This window comes from Paenibacillus sp. 7523-1 (assembly GCF_002276415.1).
In the GTDB taxonomy this organism is placed as follows: Bacteria; Bacillota; Bacilli; order Paenibacillales; family Paenibacillaceae; genus Paenibacillus; species Paenibacillus illinoisensis_A.
This window is the reverse complement of the sequence record NZ_NPBR01000024.1, coordinates 152691-170469: the sequence shown is the minus strand read 5'-3', so window position 1 is coordinate 170469 and position 17779 is coordinate 152691. Positions and strand designations below refer to the sequence as shown.

14 protein-coding genes and 2 riboswitches are annotated in these 17779 nt (G+C 49.5%); of the genes, 12 read left to right on the top strand and 2 right to left on the bottom strand.

Annotated features, from left to right (window positions below; all coding sequences use genetic code 11):
- Positions 1-53: 53 nt before the first annotated feature.
- Positions 54-179: riboswitch (glycine riboswitch) on the top strand.
- Between the two features lie 4 nt (positions 180-183).
- Positions 184-286: riboswitch (glycine riboswitch) on the top strand.
- Positions 287-392: 106 nt separating this feature from the next.
- Both sdaAB and sdaAA read left to right on the top strand, forming a co-directional pair.
- On the top strand, positions 393-1082 hold the full coding sequence (sdaAB, locus tag CHH60_RS24310) for an L-serine ammonia-lyase, iron-sulfur-dependent subunit beta (RefSeq protein WP_095361561.1): 690 nt from the start codon (positions 393-395) through the stop codon (positions 1080-1082).
- A complete protein-coding gene (gene sdaAA / locus CHH60_RS24305) occupies positions 1072-2019 on the top strand; it encodes an L-serine ammonia-lyase, iron-sulfur-dependent, subunit alpha (RefSeq protein WP_095361560.1) in 948 nt (315 codons plus the stop codon). Before sdaAB ends, sdaAA begins: the two co-directional genes overlap by 11 nt.
- 184 nt (positions 2020-2203) lie before the next feature.
- Here sdaAA and CHH60_RS24300 read toward each other — a convergent pair whose 3' ends face one another.
- Positions 2204-3964: an alpha-glycosidase gene (locus tag CHH60_RS24300; protein WP_095361559.1), complete on the bottom strand. Its 1761-nt coding sequence runs from the start codon at positions 3962-3964 to the stop codon at positions 2204-2206.
- Between the two features lie 205 nt (positions 3965-4169).
- Here CHH60_RS24300 and CHH60_RS24295 point away from each other — a divergent pair, with 205 nt between their 5' ends.
- From CHH60_RS24295 to CHH60_RS24270, 6 genes are all read left to right on the top strand, one after another.
- A complete protein-coding gene (locus CHH60_RS24295; protein ID WP_095361558.1) occupies positions 4170-4853 on the top strand; it encodes a response regulator transcription factor in 684 nt (227 codons plus the stop codon).
- A complete protein-coding gene (locus tag CHH60_RS24290; RefSeq protein ID WP_095361557.1) occupies positions 4850-6361 on the top strand; it encodes a sensor histidine kinase in 1512 nt (503 codons plus the stop codon). The genes CHH60_RS24295 and CHH60_RS24290 overlap by 4 nt, the downstream gene beginning before the upstream one ends.
- A 99-nt stretch (positions 6362-6460) precedes the next feature.
- Positions 6461-7375, top strand: coding sequence for an ABC transporter ATP-binding protein (locus CHH60_RS24285; protein ID WP_095291735.1), 915 nt, complete (start codon positions 6461-6463; stop codon positions 7373-7375).
- Complete coding sequence (locus CHH60_RS24280) at positions 7372-8088, top strand: ABC transporter permease (RefSeq protein WP_095361556.1); 717 nt, start codon at positions 7372-7374, stop codon at positions 8086-8088. Before CHH60_RS24285 ends, CHH60_RS24280 begins: the two co-directional genes overlap by 4 nt.
- Position 8089: 1 nt before the next feature.
- On the top strand, positions 8090-8824 hold the full coding sequence (locus CHH60_RS24275; protein WP_095361555.1) for an ABC transporter permease: 735 nt from the start codon (positions 8090-8092) through the stop codon (positions 8822-8824).
- Between the two features lie 481 nt (positions 8825-9305).
- Positions 9306-12014, top strand: a complete 2709-nt coding sequence (locus CHH60_RS24270) for a PAS domain-containing hybrid sensor histidine kinase/response regulator (protein WP_095361554.1) — start codon at positions 9306-9308, stop codon at positions 12012-12014.
- A 126-nt stretch (positions 12015-12140) separates the two neighbouring features.
- Here CHH60_RS24270 and CHH60_RS24265 read toward each other — a convergent pair whose 3' ends face one another.
- Positions 12141-13094: an L-lactate dehydrogenase gene (locus tag CHH60_RS24265; protein ID WP_095361553.1), complete on the bottom strand. Its 954-nt coding sequence runs from the start codon at positions 13092-13094 to the stop codon at positions 12141-12143.
- 494 nt (positions 13095-13588) lie between these two features.
- Here CHH60_RS24265 and CHH60_RS24260 point away from each other — a divergent pair, with 494 nt between their 5' ends.
- From CHH60_RS24260 to CHH60_RS24240, 4 genes are all read left to right on the top strand, one after another.
- Positions 13589-14242 (top strand): hypothetical protein, encoded by a 654-nt coding sequence (locus tag CHH60_RS24260; protein WP_095291744.1) that lies wholly within the window; start codon positions 13589-13591, stop codon positions 14240-14242.
- 143 nt (positions 14243-14385) lie between these two features.
- Positions 14386-15204 (top strand): serine/threonine protein kinase, encoded by an 819-nt coding sequence (locus tag CHH60_RS24255; RefSeq protein WP_255248073.1) that lies wholly within the window; start codon positions 14386-14388, stop codon positions 15202-15204.
- A 521-nt stretch (positions 15205-15725) separates the two neighbouring features.
- On the top strand, positions 15726-16475 hold the full coding sequence (gene map, locus CHH60_RS24245) for a type I methionyl aminopeptidase (RefSeq protein ID WP_095291747.1): 750 nt from the start codon (positions 15726-15728) through the stop codon (positions 16473-16475).
- Between the two features lie 257 nt (positions 16476-16732).
- On the top strand, positions 16733-17752 hold the full coding sequence (locus CHH60_RS24240; protein WP_095361552.1) for an NADP-dependent oxidoreductase: 1020 nt from the start codon (positions 16733-16735) through the stop codon (positions 17750-17752).
- Positions 17753-17779: the final 27 nt, after the last annotated feature.

Genomic DNA, 17779 nt, shown 5'->3' with positions numbered 1-17779 from the left:
TTATAAGGACAACGTTTGATATGTGTTCAAGCGAATATATACGATACAGCGGATGAGAACGAGCGGGAGAGACCTCGGCAGGTCATTGGTTTCAGTAGGCTGCCAGGCACCGAAGGAGCAAGCCGCTGCGCACCCGGCGCAGGTGGTTAATCTCTCAGGTAAATGTACCATCGTTGGACGCAACTCTGGAGAGTGCGCGAATGCGCCACCCAAGGGGTATATGATGAGAAGGGTACCCCATGGGGGCGGCCTCTGATCATGAAACTCTCAGGTAACGAGGACAGAGAGAGGGCCTAAGGCCTTCTACTGTCCTTTTTTGATGTCATCATTCAGTAATGAAGGAACATTATGGTGCATGTCTGGATGGATATGACGATATGGAGGGGTGCAGGATGCGATTTAAAGATGTTTTTTCAATTATTGGTCCGTCGATGACGGGGCCTTCAAGTTCACATACAGCTGGGGCAGCGAGACTGGGGAGAATTGCAAGGCAGTGGCTGGGGTGTACCCCTGAACGTGCCAGGCTGACACTGTACGGCTCATTTGCCGATACGTACCAGGGTCATGGTACCGATCTGGCGTTGATTGGTGGTTTGCTTGACTATGTCACGGATGATCCGCGTATACCGGACGCCGAGGAATATGCCGAACAAGCAGGTATGGAGGTTGAGTTCTATACGAGTGGACTACCTGCTCCGCACCCCAATACGGTCAAGATTGAGCTGTGGCACGGCGATCGTCAATGTTCGCTCGTTGGTGCTTCGATTGGCGGTGGCAGCGTGTCGGTGCATACGTTAAATGATTTCCGGGTACAGATCAGCGGGGAATTCCCCACACTCGTTCTGCGTCATGCGGACAAGGCAGGTGTGCTTGCTTCCGTGACGTCTACGATCAGCTCCTCAGGGGTTAACATCGGTTATATGCAGGTAGACCGGAAAGCCCGGGATGGCGAAGCACTAACAGCGATGGAAATGGACGGAGCACCGAGTGCCGAGATGTTGGAACGTCTGCGTTCACTGGATCATGTGCTAGATATTCGCGTCATTGATTTGAAGAGAGGGGTTGATTCGGATGAGGTTTAAGCACTTGCATGAGCTGAATACGATCTGTACGGCTGAATCCAAAACCATTGCCCGGCTAATGATCGAGGAGCAGGTTCAGGAGACCAATACGCCGGAAGCGGACGTTGTGCGGCAGATGTCGGAATATTATCAGGTGATGAAAGAGGCTGTACGGAAAGGACTGACGGAGGACACCACTTCGCGCAGTGGCTTGACTGGCGGAGACGGCAAAAAGATGGCCGAATATATTCGCCAGGGCGAAACCTGCTCGGGTGACGCTTCCGCACTGGCAATGGCCTATGCCTTGTGTGTATCTGAAGTCAACGCATCGATGGGCCGGATTGTGGCAACACCTACAGCAGGTTCTTGCGGAATTATCCCTGGTGTATTCATCAGCTCCCAGGAGCGATTCGGATGGAGTGATGAGCATCTGGTGAACGGCTTATTCTGTGCAGGTGCAATTGGATATGTCATTGCCAATAACTCGTTTATTTCAGGTGCAGAGGGTGGCTGTCAGGCAGAAGTCGGTTCGGCGATCGGCATGGCTGCCGGTGCAATGGTGGAGCTGCGCGGAGGGACGCCGGAGCAGGTCGTTCATGCCGTAGGTCTCGCGTTAAAAAATACACTGGGCCTCATCTGCGATCCGGTCGCAGGGCTTGTTGAAATTCCATGCATCGTCCGCAACGGACTGGGTGCGGTAACGGCACTGGCTGCAGCCGATATGGCGCTGGCCGGGGTAAGAAGTGCCATTCCATCGGATGAAGTCATCGACGTCATGCTGGAAGTGGGAAGTGCGATGCCGAGCAGGCACCGCGAGACAGCGCAGGGCGGGTTAGCCCAGACGCCGACAGGCCGGAAAATGATGGAGAAGCTGGCGAAACCCAAAGCGAAACGTGCGGAATCTGAAGCTGAGTCCGAACCACAGAACACGAAGGGTAATTCGAAAGAGCAGGCATAGAACGAAGCCGACAGGATAGGATTTATTATACGGGAGACAAAATGGAGAAAAGCGTCCGCTGGCCTTTACAGGTCATGCAGGACGCCTTTTTTTTATTTGAAGAGCAAGAGCCTCAGCCTAACTCCGGGCTTTACAGGAGAAAGCTCATGTAATCTACGACGATGAGAAATAAATATTTACCCGTTTATCCCTGACTGATATCCGTACTTAACACGGCATAACCGTATGCTGGCAGTTCAACAGCGAGAACATCGCCGTCCCTGGCCGTACGGTGGTTACCGTCCAACAATTCGGTCCATTCGTCCGCACCCGCCTCGAATTCAATGATCGCCGTTTCCTCCGAACGATTGAACAGAACGAGAATGCGTTCATCCTCACTCTGCCGTTCGAGAATCAGCTGGCTACCTTCAGGACGGGCTTGTAAGAATCGAACATGACCTTCTGCACGAAGAGCGGGATGGGCATGGCGAAGGGCGATAAGCTGCTGATAAAAGGTGAACAATTCACGGTCCTGCTTCGCCTCGTCCCACTCCATGCATTTCCGGCAGCCCGGATCATGGTCGCCATCCAGCCCGATCTCGTCTCCGTAATATATGCACGGCGTGCCCAGATAAGTGAACTGGAACAATGCTGCCAGTTTCATCTTGCGCTGATCACCTTCACACAGCGTCAGCAGCCTTGGCGTATCATGGCTATCCAGCAGGTTGAACGCTACTTCGCTGGCTTGCAGTGGATAACGTGACAGCTGCCGTCCGATGGAATTCGCGAACGTCTCGGCATTCATTTTATTTTTGACAAAGAAACCATTCACGGCATCGGTAAACGGATAGTTCATGGCAGCGTCGAACTGATCACCTTGCAGCCATGCCGAGGATTCATTCCAGATTTCTCCGAGAATATACGCCTCTGGATTCGCAGCCTTGACCACCCGGCGGAAATCGCGCCAGAATGCATCATCCACTTCGTCCGCAACGTCCAGCCGCCAGCCGTCCATACCCACTTCCTTGATCCAATACTCGGCTACCTTCAGCAGGTAGTCCTTCACCTCCGGATTTTCCGTGTTCAGCTTCGGCATGTGAGGCTCAAATCCAAAGGTCTCATACGTAGGTATGCCATCCTTCACATCCAGCGGGAATTCATGAACATGGAACCAATCCTTGTATTTGGACTTCTCCCCGTTCTCCTGTACGTCCACAAATGGGGCAAACGTCTTCCCGGAATGATTGAACACCGCATCGAGAAGCACCCGGATACCGCGTTCATGACACAGCTTGACCAATTTTTTCACGGTGTCTGCATCACCAAAATGCCGATCTACCCGGAGGTAATCCTCGGTATCATATTTATGATTGGTGGTTGCTTCGAAGATGGGGGTAAAATAAATGGCATTAATGCCTAGCTCACAGAGGTAGTCCAGATGATCCATCACACCCTGGAGGTCACCTCCAAAGAAGTTGGATGGTGTAGGCTCGCCGCCCCATGGTTCAACATTCTCCGGATTCAGTTCCGGATTGCCGTTGGCAAATCGCTCGGGGAAGATCTGATAGAAAACCGCATCCTTGACCCACTCAGGCGGCGTAAAGACTGCACCCTGGTGGATATAGGGGAACTGAAACATCTGCCCCGGATCGTCCGGTTCGTCTTCCTGAAAACCCGTTTCGGACATCCAGATCTGCTCGTCTCCGCTTATGAGTAAAAAGGAGTATTTCAGACGATGGTACGGAGGCTTTATTTCGCCTTCATAGTAGTCGAACATGGAGTCTGAGGTGAACTTGGTTAAAGAGATCTGCTTTTTGGTATTTTCCCATGCGTATTTGTCGCCAGTCATGGCGTATACCTCGGTGAGATCATTCTTTTTGGCACGCAGGCGCAGGCGAACAGTATCCTTATCGTAGGCATATGCCCAGTTCCGTTTGGGTTGATGATAGATGGCTTCCAGCAGCATGTTCAAATTCCTCCCGTCTATTCACTTCATATGTACTTCATGGACATCAGGCATGGCATTTCTGTAGCTGAAGATTAAGGTATAATACTAATGAAAGTAACGGAGTAGTCCCTTTAGATGGTGCTTCGTTCATACATACAGCTTACTCCAATATGTTCAGATATATAATTAACCCAAAGGGTACAGAAAGGAAACGAATCTACGCATGAAAACAAAACTGTTATACATTGAGGACGATACGGAAATCGCGACATGGGTCAGGGCTGACCTGGAGGAACGCGGTTATGAGGTCATATGGCTGGGAAGCGGAGAGGGGGCAGCCGAAGCTGCCGGGGGCTGCTCACTCATTATTTTGGATGTCATGCTGCCCGGACTGGATGGATTTACGGTAGGACAGCGGCTGAAAAAGGAGCATCCTTCCGTGCCCATCGTCATGCTCTCGGCCAGAACCTCCATTGATGACAAGCTGCATGGGCTTGATTTTGCCGATGATTATGTAACCAAGCCGTTTCACCCCGATGAGCTCGCTGCACGCATTGAAGTACAGCTGCGCAAGGCAGGATCTACCGTTTCGTCCGATGCTGCCCTGAAGCTGGATCACCTGTCCATCTATGAGAAGGACAATCGGATCGTCAATGAGGAGACGGGGGAGGAGATCATTTTATCGGGAAAACAATTTCACATCTTCGCTTACCTGCTCAGGCATATGGGCATGATCCGTACGAAAGAACAGATTTATGAAGCTGTTTGGAACGAGCCTTATCTGGATGGGGATAAAACATTAATGGTACATATTCGCCATCTGCGCGAGAAACTTGAACGGGATCCGGCCAATCCGTCGGTCATTCAAACTGTACGCGGGGTTGGATACCGTGTGAAGAAACCATGATCAGGTCGTTCAGTAAGCAAGAGAATCCGAAAGATCAGAGCGAAGGGAAAAAGAACGAAAAACGAAAGCTCCGATTCGGCCGCTCGCTGATGTCCCGTTACATCATTCTAATTTTATGCGCAGTGCTGTTCGTCCCTGTTGTACTTCCGATCACATCTGTCATTTATGTCGTGGTTGTCAATAACGTGAGCAAGGGCAACGCCGCTCCTTACGGTGACGTTACGCACATAAGCAATCTTTGGTCCAATGAATCGAAGAAGCTGGATCAGGCAACGCCTGCCAAGATCGACGATCGCATGAAGCAGTTACATGCCCAGTATCCCAAATCTTCAGTGTACAGAGTGGATGAGAATGGGAAAACAGCTTTTATACTTGGAGGTGAAGGCGTAGAAGTAGTTGAAACTCCGGCAAATGGCTCAACCCTGACTACTTTGAATTGGCCGCTGAATGATCAGAAAAAGGTAGAAACCCGTATTCCCGCAGTATGGGATGCTTCCTACACGATGGAATTCATGAAGGAGGCCGTCTACCGTGACCCGTTAACCGTCGTTTCATTTGTAGGTGGGGGCAATCAGGACAAAGGAAAAGGCTTCATGGTCATTGAAGTGCCTAGATACCTGCTCCAAAAATCCCAGAGCAACTGGCCGATGGAGCTCCTATATCTTGGTTTGCTGATGACGATTATTTTTCTCTTCTTCATTGTGATGTCCATTCTGTTTTTTGCACGGATTCGCAAACGGCTGATCCGTTTGCAGACAGCCATGATTACGCCAGGTAAGGAAGGCATACCGCTTCCAGTTGATATTCGCAGATCGGACGAGATCGGTCAGCTGGAAGACTCCTTCAATCAGATGGTGTATCAGCTGACCGAAAGCCGTCACAGGGAACGTGAGGAGGAACAGTTCCGCAAACGTCTCATTGCAGGACTTTCCCATGATTTGCGTACGCCACTAACGGTCATTCGTGGGCATATGCATGCTCTTCACAAGGAAGCGCTCAGCGATAAGGGCATCAGTTCATTGTCACGCATGGAGTCCAAGATGGATGATCTAAGCGGTCTTATTGATAACATGTTATCGTACAATCTGCTTGCGAGTGGTAAGTACACGCTGAAGCTGGAAGAGAAGGATGTTTTCCGGATCGTTAGGGAAACGGCCGCGGCATGGTACCCCGTATGGGAGAAAGAGCAGTTCGACATCGATATTGATCTGCCGGATGAGCCGCTGATCTGGCGTGTGGATGAACAGGGCATGCGTCGTATTCTGGATAACCTGTTTCAGAACGTGGTTCGGTATGCGGGAGACGGAAAATACATTGGCATATCCACTGAACGAATTCACGACAGAACAGCTCTGGTTATTCGGGATCAGGGTCCGGGTATGCAGCAAGAGGTGGGGGCGAAAGGTACGGGACTGGGGCTGTCCATTGTGGATCTGCTCGTCCGCGAGATGGGCCTGCGTAAAAAGGTGGATAGCTCACCCGAAGGAGTTCGGATATTTATCTATTGACCTAAGGTCTGACCTAGCACGATTTAAACTAAACTTAAACTTGGGACAACTTTAGTTTTAACCTTGGACGGTTACGATGATATCCGAGGTGATTAAACAGTGAGTGATAACATTATTCAAACGGCTAATTTATGGAAAACATATCGGGATCGTGCGGCGGTTCGCGAATTGGATCTGCATATCAAGAAGGGAGATATCTACGGTTTTCTAGGACCTAACGGCGCGGGTAAAACAACAACTATTCGCATGCTGCTGGGCTTGATCAAACCGACAAAAGGGGTCATTCGTGTCTTCGATAAAGACATTCGCAAGGATCGCATGGATATTTTGCGCCGTGTTGGTTCGCTCGTAGAGTATCCGTCTTATTACGGGCATCTGAATGCAGTCGAAAATCTAGAGGCATTGCGGCGGATCCTGAATGTACCCAAATCCAGAATTGCTGAAGTATTGTCCATAGTCGATCTGACGAGGGATGCAAAGCGTGCGGTTAAAGGATATTCACTTGGAATGAAGCAGAGACTCGGGATTGCAAGTGCCTTGCTGGGTCAGCCGGAACTGTTGATATTGGATGAACCTACGAATGGACTGGATCCAGCTGGCATTCAGGAGATCCGGGAGTTAATTAAACGCATGCCGCTGGAACATGGCATTACAGTATTGGTATCAAGTCACTTGCTCAGTGAGGTGGAGCAGATGGCTAGCCGCGTAGGGATTATTCGTGAAGGCAAAATGGTGCTTCAGGATACCATTGCAAACCTGCACAGCCAGACAGGCAGCTCTATCCGATTGACTGTTTCCGAGCCGGAAGAAGCCATGAAGCTGGCAAGAGAACAAGGGCAATTCGGTCAGCGTCAAGGGTCTGAGCTTACATTCCCATATATGGATAACAGTGCGATTGCCCTGCTTGTGCGCAGATTGGTTGAGCAAGATCACGCCATTTACCGGGTGGAGGAGCACCGACAGTCTCTCGAAGACCTCTTCATGCGGGTCATTGGTGAGGGGGCTATGGTATGACGGGACGTGCACTATCGTCGGACTGGCTCAAAATTCGTGGAAAAGGCATTTGGTTTCTTGTCTTCCTTGCACCCATCGGACTTACCTTAATGCAGGCTCTGAACTTTGGACTCCGTCTGGATTATCTAAAAGGAATATATGGTGATAACCTGTGGAATGGGCTTCTGGAGAATGTGGTTGTTTTTGTACCGTTAGCTTTAATGCTTGGCGCAACGATCCTGAGCTCCATGATTGCGAATGTTGAGCATGAGCAAGGTTCATGGAAGCAGCTTCTGGCAATGCCGATTCCGAGACCAGCAGTATATCTGGCGAAGTTCTTATTGGCATGTATACTGCTTGTGATCTCTTGTCTACTTTTGACTGCCGGAATCGTGATTCTGGGCCTCGTGTTCGGCTTCAATGCCGGAGACATTCCCTGGATTCAAGCATTCAAGCTGGGCCTGCTGCCACTGGCCGGGGCACTTCCTGTACTATCCATTGAATTGTGGCTAACGATGGTTGCCAAAAATCAGGCACTTCCGGTGACCTTGGGCATTGTACTTGCGATCACAGGCATGTTCGCACTTAGTATCTCACCAATGTTCCCGCTCGCATGGGCACAGATGGCATGGAATGGACCGAATCCATTCATGTACGCAGGGATGGGACTGGCTGCGGGTATTCTGATTATGCTGCTTGGAATGATGCATTTCAGCCGGAAGGATGTGGCTTAGCATGAACTTTGCTACGACGTATTTCCGAATCCTGTCCGCTGAACGGCTGAAAATGGGCAAGTCCCCCGTATGGCTTCTGATTCTGCTGAGTCCATTGTTAGCTTTGCTTATTGGGCTTCTCAGTGAGCCATCAGGACAGTGGGAAGTCCTGATGGGAACGATGGTCTTTTTGCATGGTATGCTGCTTATGCCGATCCTGACGGGGGTATTCACTTCATTTGTCTGCCGCTTCGAACATGCTGGTGGGGGGTGGAAGCAAATGCTGGTGCTGCCTCTCACGCGAACAGGCGTTTATGCAGGCAAGTTGACGATTGTCATATTGCTTCTGCTTTGTACCCAATTGCTGCTGCTGATATCCATTCTGATGGCAGGATGGATTCAGGGCCTTACCGAACCTGTACCGTGGTCGTTCATTATCGGCAAATTGCTGCTCGGCTTGTTCGCCTGCCTGCCCCTTGCCGGACTGCAAATGCTGGTTTCCCTGATATGGAGCAGCTTCGCAGCACCCCTTGCTCTGAATTTTGCCTTGACTGTACCGAACATACTGATTGTGAACTCGGCGAAAATCGGCCCATTCTATCCTTGGGCTCAGCCCATGCTGCTGATGACACCAACGGACGGCGGGGGGTTCGGGGCCTACAACGTACCGCTTGGTACGCTCCTTACCGTAGTCGGAGGAAGTGCGGTGCTGTTTATTCTTATTGGCATTCTCTATTTTAGAAAAAAGGAAATTTAAGATGGTGTGATGTTTAAGACTGATCTTCATCAGACCAAGATCCCCCAAGACCGTCAACCGAGTGTGTATTTCGGGTGAGGACGTGGGGGATTTTTGGCACGTCCTGATCTATTTCGTACTGGATGAAGTACGTTTGTACTGATGCAGGTACGCTCTTTGTGTATCGATTATAGTGGAAATGATACACAATGTATCTAAGGCGTTGTAACTAATATCCAGATTTTCAAAACACAATTTTGGGAATGGGGACCCCGATTAGAAGTTGATTTAAAGTAAAGAAGGGAAGCTTCCAACTTTTTCAATTTGGAATATTGCAATTTTTATACTAGATTGTAAGCAAAGTGAGACTGGAATCTGGTAGAATAAAAAAAGCTGTTTCTATGCAGCCTTACTTGGTTATTCGTGGGTAGAGGCTTTAAACTCTAAATGACCTTAATGAATTGTTAGAAGAAGATAAAGGCTGAGAAAAGAGGGGTAAGCCTTGGATATTAATAAAACGGAAACCCTGAAGCGGATTATTTCTGAAGGAAGTTCTTACCAATCACTGTTTTTTAATCACCCGGATGCCATATATGTGATGGACATCCATGGAAACTATATCGATGCCAATCCATCTGTAGAGCGTATATCTGGATATACACTCGATGATTTGATGCGTATTCATCCAAGTCAGGTCTGTCCGCCAGAGAGTGAACAGTCGAGGCGGGACTATATTCGTGAGGTGATTACTGGCCGTTCAGTCAGTAACAACATCACGTTTTATCATAAGAATGGTTCTGTAAGAAAAGCCGAGATTACCTACGTACCCATTACAGCAGGAGAAGAGGTTGTGGGCATCTATGGTATTGCCAAAGATATAACGGAGATTGTTGAAGTGGAGCGGAGACTCCAGGAGACGCAAGAAAAATATCAGGTGCTTGCTGAACATGCTCAAGACCTCATTACGACAAGTTCGCTGGATGGTGAGCTGCTCTATGTATCTCCATCTGTGTATCCTTTGCTTGGGTATCAGCCGGAAGAGGTGACGGGCAAGTCCTTCAAGGATTATTGTTATCCCGGAGATTTCCCTGACCCGCTCGAGCTATCCGAGATTGGCAATGGCTGCAAAATGCGCGTGCGACACAAGAAGGGGCATTACATCTGGATGGAAACTTTGGCTAAGCCTGTAGCTGGAGAGAAGGGAAAAGGCATCCAGATTGTAAGCATAAGCCGGGATATTACCCAGCACAAGGATGCAGACAGACGCCTGAGAGAGAGTCGACAGCGTTACAAATCCTTGTTCGAGCATAATCCGGCTGCGGTGTACTCTTTGAATCTCGAAGGCAAGTACAGTGCGGTGAATCGAAATCTAGTCAAAATGCTGAATATTCCCCGCAGCAAACTCATCGGACAATCGTTTTTGTCCAATCTGGATCCATGTGAGGTAGGGCGCGGCAGAGCCTACTTTGAGCTGGTGAAGCAGGGGAAACCGCAGCATTATGAAACTCGCATAGTGAATTCCTCGGGCAAGAAGTTCGATGCATCCATCATTAATGTGCCTATTATCGTCGACCAGGAATTGGTTGGAGTATACGGAATATTGTCAGACATTACTGAACGCAAGGAATATATGGAGCGTATTCAGGAGCTTAGCAAGCAGCATGCACTGATTCTGAATTCCGTTACAGAAGGCATATATGGTCTGGATGCGGAAGGGGTCACCATGTTTATGAATCCGGCGGCCGCTTCCATGTTTGGTTATGAAGTGGAAGAATTTATTGGCAATAATGCTCATAACATTATCCATCATTCCCGTGCGGATGGAAGTTATTTTCCAAAAGAAGAGTGTCCAATTCACATGACGGTGATGGATGGAAAAGGACGCTCCGTCAAGGAAGATGTATTCTGGCGCAAGGACGGCAGCAGCTTCTTGGTGGAATACCAGGTTACGCCGATTATTGATCAGGAACAGATCCAGGGCGTAGTCATTGTGTTCAATGATGTAACCGGTGAGCGTGAAATTGTGCGCGCCAAGGAGACGGCTGAGCTTGCAGCGCAGGCCAAGTCGGAATTTTTGTCGATGGTGAGCCATGAGATTCGCACGCCGATGAACGGAATTGTTGGCATGACCGAACTGCTGATTGGAACCGATCTATCGGAAGAGCAGCGGGAATATGCCCAGATTATTCAGGAGAGCGGGGATGCGCTGCTGAATATTCTGAATGATATTCTGGATTTCAGCAAGCTGGAGTCCGGTAAAATGGCTCTTGCATACGAACCGTTCTCTCTTCGCAAAATGCTGGAGCAGGTGGCGGAGCTGTTTAAACTCCGGGCAGACGAGAAACAGCTGCAGATCAGGTATCGCCTGAATCCAACCATTCCGGAATTCATGGTTGGGGATGCCATGCGTATCCGTCAGATTCTGGTCAATCTGGTCAGTAATGCACTGAAATTTACGGACAAGGGCAGCATTGATGTCAATGTGGATATTGTTAAGGGCAGAAGGCCAGAAGATAGCGTGCTTGATTTTGCAGTGAAAGATACCGGGATTGGCATTCCTGCGGACAAGCTGGATCAGTTGTTCCAATCCTTCTCCCAGCTGCACCCGGTCATTAATCGCAAGTATGGAGGTACAGGACTCGGTCTTGTCATCTCGAAGCGGCTTGTGGAGATTATGGGTGGTAGTATTAGCGTGGAGAGTGAGGACGGGAAAGGTTCAACGTTCCGTTTTGCAGTACCTGCAACGAGTGTAGATTACGCGTCAGAAGACACAGCACGTCAATACAGTCATGATCGCACACGTCAAGGTGATAAGGTGGCTATGCGTATCCTGGTAGCCGAGGATCACCCGGTGAACCGGAAGATTTTGACCGAGTATCTGGAAAAGCTTGGCTATGAAACAGATGTATGTACCAACGGAGTTGAAGCCATTGAGGCCATCTCGCAGAATTCGTATGATATTGTGTTGATGGATATTCACATGCCGGTCATGGACGGGCTCAAGGCAACTGATCTGGTACACCGTCTGATTCCACAGGATCGTATTCCGGCGATTATTGCCGTAACAGGTAATGCCAAACGGGAAGACAAGGAAGCCTGTCTCGAGATGGGTATGCGTGATTTCATCAGTAAACCGGTGATGCTCAGTGAACTGAAGCGCGTGCTTCAGCAATGGGGGCCGACAGATCAGCCTCAGCTGGCACCGAATTAAATATAACCCTGAGATGTTAATCCAAACAGGTCAGCGATTTCTCCTAGCAGGAGGTCGCTGGCCTGTTTGATTGTTCATGCTTTTTCATTTTGGAATGAGTCTGTAAGACTGACGAAACGATTACAATTACGCCAAGGTCAGGCGATTAATGTTGCCTGATAATATCTCACAGGAACGCTCGAATTTCTCGCGCTCGGAAGCATCCAGATTCAGTTCAATAATTTCCTGAATTCCGTTTCCTCCAATAATGGCTGGAACACCTGCACAGACGCCGCTTTGACCATACTCCCCCTCCAGAATGGCTGAGACGGCAATGATTTTGTGTTCATCATTAAGGATGGAGCGAGTGATATGAGCCAGTGCATTGCCGATACCGAATTGCGTGGAACCTTTGCGTGTGAAGATTTCCCATCCAGCGTCTTTGGTTTTGCGGGCAATGTCGTCGAGATCCAGGTGTTTGAAGCGTTCCTTATGCTGCTCCATAATGTGCATGATCGGTTTGCCTCCAATGGTCACATGGGACCAGGCTACGAACTGGGACTCCCCGTGCTCCCCAAGAGCATATCCGTGCACGCTGCGCGGATCGATGGAAAACACTTCAGATAGCAGCGTTTTGAGACGGGAGGAATCAATGGAGGTCCCTGTGCCAATGACATGCTCACGCGGAAGACCGGATAACTTCCATACCATATAAGTTACTATGTCAACCGGATTGGCTGCGACGACAAAGATGCCGTTGAATCCGCTATTCATGATGGGGAGTACGATGTCTTTGGCAATCGATTCGGCCTCCTCCAGTATATCCAGGCGTGTCTGGCCTGCTTTTGGATTGGCTCCTGCAGTCAGGACAATGACATCCATGTTTCCGCAATCTGCATATGTCCCGGCATATACTTTGGTACGATTATGTGTAAAATCCATACAATGCGAAAAATCCAGCGCCTGCGCAACAGCACGGTCATACGTCCGATCCACCATCATGATTTCCCTGCATATCGACTGATTGATCATGGAATATGCACAACTTGAGCCTACAAGACCCGCCCCGATCACCGCTACTTTACCTGATTTGCCTAACACTGTCGTTCAACCCCCATATCCTGATCATGTAATTGTCCTGACTTCAAGCCATATGTTAAGTATAGTCCTATAATTTATGCCGGAATCCGTTTCTACGTTACATAAGATAACACATGGAAAAGCAGTGCAGCAATGATATCCTCTGTCGCGGGAGCGTATTGGAGTAGTGGAGTTAACAAAATTGACATGAATATCCTGTTTTCATAAACCGACGGCGTCTGCACCGGCATAATTCGACGTGACAGGATTCCTCTTCCATGTCGGAATAAGAGAGATTTTTACGAATAACAGACGTGACAAAAGTTCTTATGAATCCCTAGAAACAGAACAAAACCGCCAAAGGGATCGAGCCGGACGTTGACGAATACCTATGGCAAGCTAAACAAAAGCCATTTGTTCATGAGACAGGTTGCCCGATCCGATGACAGTTCCAGAAGGGAACGCTGAAGCCACCATTTCGAATTCAAAAGACTTCATTCCGGGAGGGAATAATGATGATTGAAGAAGCAGGAGCAACGACGGAAACGGCCAAGAGCCTGGGCATAGGAGCCAGTACTCTTCGTAAATATGCGGCAGCACTTGAGGAACAAGGATATCGATTCGAGCGTTCCGCCAACAAGTCCAGATTGTTCAGATCGGACGATATTCAGTGCATTGAACGATTAATGACGGAACTGAGGGAACATAACCTGCCGCTTGCAGATGCCGTGGTGACGGTCCTGTCTCCGAACGTGCCAGAGAGCACGGTAGAGATGACTTCTGAGAAGGAATGTGCAGCAGCCGTGCTGCCTGCCGTATTCCCTGAAGAAACGGAGCCGACTGGCCATCTTCGATCCTATGAAGGTCTGGGTCAGCTTGTGAATGAAGTGACCTTCGGGATGATCGAGCCACAGGATGATCGTGTGCAAATGCTCCAGCAGCGGGTGGATGAACTGGAGTTAACGCTGAAACAGCTTGCTGATACGCATACGGCTCTCCAGGATCAGATGGAGAAGCAGCGTCTATGGATGAATGAGAAGCTGGAAGAAGAACGGGATCGTGAACTGGTCACCAATCTGCGCAGCTTCCAGGGCCGTAAACGCAAGCCGAAAGGGACTTCGCTGCGTATGCTCTTTGGCTTGCTGCCCAAGAAACACAAGGAAGCGTGACGGCAGAGGGGTTGCCGTGATTTCGTGCAGACAGCCTGATATAATAGCTCCATAGTACAACAAGAAAACTGGCTGTTACGACTGCTCGAATGTGCCTGTGAAGGGTCGCGTGAAGTTCAGAAGTCGCCGGTGTGGGAGGACAAGTGGAGCTGCAACGAAGCTGGCAAAGATTTGTGGGTCTGTGGACAGACCGTCCTCGGCGGGAAGGTTCTCTGATTTCGGGACGTTACCGAATTCAGGAGCTGCTTGGTATGGGGAGTTATGGACTCACCTATTTGTGTATCGACGAACTGAATGGCGAGGAAGTGGCGTTAAAGGAATCGAAGCCCAGCAAAGGCAGACTTTCTGCCCGGCTGCTGGAACGGGAAGCGGACGTGATGAGCCGGATGGATCACCCGGCCATCCCGAAGCTGCTGCATGCATTCATATATAAGAGGAGAAGCTACATTTCCACAGAGTATATCCGGGGAGAGACATTGGAACAGTGTATATTTGAACAGGGCCGTAAATATACAGAGCAGGAATGCTTGGCACTGGCTCTCCAACTGCTGGAGCCTGTGGCCCACGTTCACGAGCGGGGATATATCCATGGGGATGTGCGCATACCCAACGTTATTTTGCGTGATGAGCGCGTACATTTGATTGACTTCGGTCTGGCACGGCGTATGGGGGAGCCGTTGTTGCCTGAGCTGAAGCGAAGAATGCGGGAACTGCCCACGCCGGAGGATGAGCCGGCTGTACCTGATCAGGATCTGCAGGATCTGGGACACTTTCTTCTGTTTATGCTGTATTCGGCATATGAGCCTGAGAAGGGCAAGGCACCTGCAAGCTGGCAGGAAGAGCTGAACCTTACGCCTGGTTTGCACCACATGCTGGAGAGACTGCTGGGGCTTCGCCCGGGATACACAGAAGGAGCGCCTGAATTACAGGCCGAGATAGAACACTTGCTGGATTCTTATTAAAAGTGAACCGGAAACGCCAATAGGGGATGTTCTGCTGCCGTGAGATACGGCTGTCTGAACATCCCCTATTGGCATATATCATCATTGCAGCACCATATTAACTGGAGCTGTATTTTCTGCTTTTGTAATAACCGGAACCATGGCGGTTATCCCTGTATTTCATATCGGACGATGAATATCGTTTATAGCTTCGTTTGCCTGAGGAGCTGCTGTGGCGTTTATAGGAGCGTCTGTCCGAGGAGCTATAGCGCCTTCGGTGAGATGAAGATTTGGAATCAATGAGTTTACCAATAATTTTTTTGAACATGGATAATCATCCTTTCTTCTTCAACCGTTTTAAGCATATACGTCTCTTTGGTGAGGAGGGTTTCGAGTTTTTTATGGAATGTGGTATTCATTGCTCACGAGGTTGGCGTATAATAGGATGTTGGAGCTTTACCGATTGTACGAATTTTTTATTTTGTGCGTTTCGCGTTACAATAGAAGACAGGATAAGATCATAACGGACAGGAGAAGTTGGAATGATTACGTTAAAAACCAAAGAGCAGATACAAAATATGAAAAAGGCAGGCGAAATTCTCGCCGCGTGCCATAAAGAAATTGCGAAAATGATTCGTCCAGGGATCACCACCCAGGAGATTGACCAGTTCGCAGAAGCTTTTATGAAGAAAAATGGCGCAACACCGGAGCAAAAAGGGTACAACGGGTACCAATATGCGACATGCGCGTCTGTAAATGACGTGATTTGTCATGGCTTTCCGGGAAAATACGTACTGCAAGACGGCGATATCGTTACGATTGACATGGTCGTTAATCTGAATGGCTGGCTGGCCGATTCCGCGTGGTCTTATGCAGTGGGGCAAGTGACACCGGAAGCCCAGCATCTGCTGGATGTCACCAAAACGTCCCTCTACAAAGGCATTGAGCTTGCCGTAGTTGGCAACCGGATCGGTGATATTTCCCATGCTATTCAGACGTATGCTGAAGGGGAGGGCTTGTCTGTCGTACGTGAGTTTATCGGTCATGGCATCGGCGAGAAAATGCATGAAGAACCGCAAGTGCCTCACTATGGTCCACCGCATCGTGGTCCCCGCCTCAAAGAAGGCATGGTCATTACCATAGAGCCCATGTTGAACATCGGAACGTACCGCAGCAAGCTGGATGCGGATGGCTGGACAGCCCGTACGCAGGACGGAAGCCTGTCCGCTCAATACGAGCACACCATCGCCATCACAGCAGATGGTCCTGTAATTTTGACAGCGCAGGAATAGTGAATCAATTATGGCAATAGAATGATATTTGATGTTTTCAAGGCGGCCCACGTTTGTGATCCGCCTGTTTCGGTTTAAACTATTAAGAGTCAGTATTTGGCATATGGGCTACGGAGAGCATCGTGGGGATTCTGAATTGCTAGCGATGGCTTCCAGAACAGCTATATCCAAATGCTCGAAAAGATAACATATTGTGCTGGTGGTATAACATATACGATGATAAGGGCTATGCGCAGGCCACTGGCAACAAGGAGGTCATGAAGTTGTCTCAAAATGAACAGATCGTACTAGCATCCCGTCCGGAAGGTGCACCATCCAGGGATAATTTCAAATTCATTCATACTCCGCTCCCTGAACCGGAAGCAGGACAGGTTCTGGTGCGTACATTATATTTGTCGGTTGACCCTTATATGCGGGGCCGTATGAAGGATACGAAGTCTTATGCACCTCCGTATGCGCTGAATGAAGTGATCAAAGGTGGAGCAATTGGACAAGTGGTGGACTCGTCAGAACCCAATCTGCGCAAAGGTGACTTCGTCTCCGGCATGTGGGGCTGGCAGCGGTATGCGGCTGTCAACACGGGAGATCTCTCGCTGATTGATACGGAGGAAGCGCCGCTTACAGCCTATCTTGGTGCCCTTGGCCTGACGGGCCTGACGGCTTATTTTGGCATGGAGGATATCGGCAAACCGAAGGATGGCGAAACGGTGGTGGTATCCGGCGCAGCGGGAGCCGTTGGTATGATTGCCGGTCAGATCGGCAAGATTGTCGGAGCAAGAGTGGTTGGAATCGCAGGTTCTGACGAAAAATGTGCCTATCTGAAAGAAAAGCTCGGGTTCGATGTAGTCCTCAACTACAAGCGGGAGAGTGACATGTCCGCAGCGATTGAACGGGTATGTCCAGACGGCGTGGATGTCTATTTCGATAATGTTGGCGGAGACATCTCGGATGCCGTGCTCAGACATATCAATCGAAATGCGCGTATTCCGCTGTGTGGACAGATTTCGTCCTACAATTTGGAGAAGCCGGACATCGGTATGAGACCACAGACATTGCTTTTGACGAATACCGCGCTGATGAAAGGTTTTCTACTCGGGGACTATGCCAAGTCCTTCAAGGAAGGGCGCGTCAAGTTGGCAAAATGGATGAAGGAAGGCCTCATTCAATATGAGGAGAACATTGTGGAGGGGTTTGATCAGACACCGGAAGCCTTTATGGGACTGTTCTCGGGAGATAACCTGGGTAAACAGCTGGTGAAAGTTGCAGACCCCGAGTAAAGATCATGCACTACCCTATGTGCCATG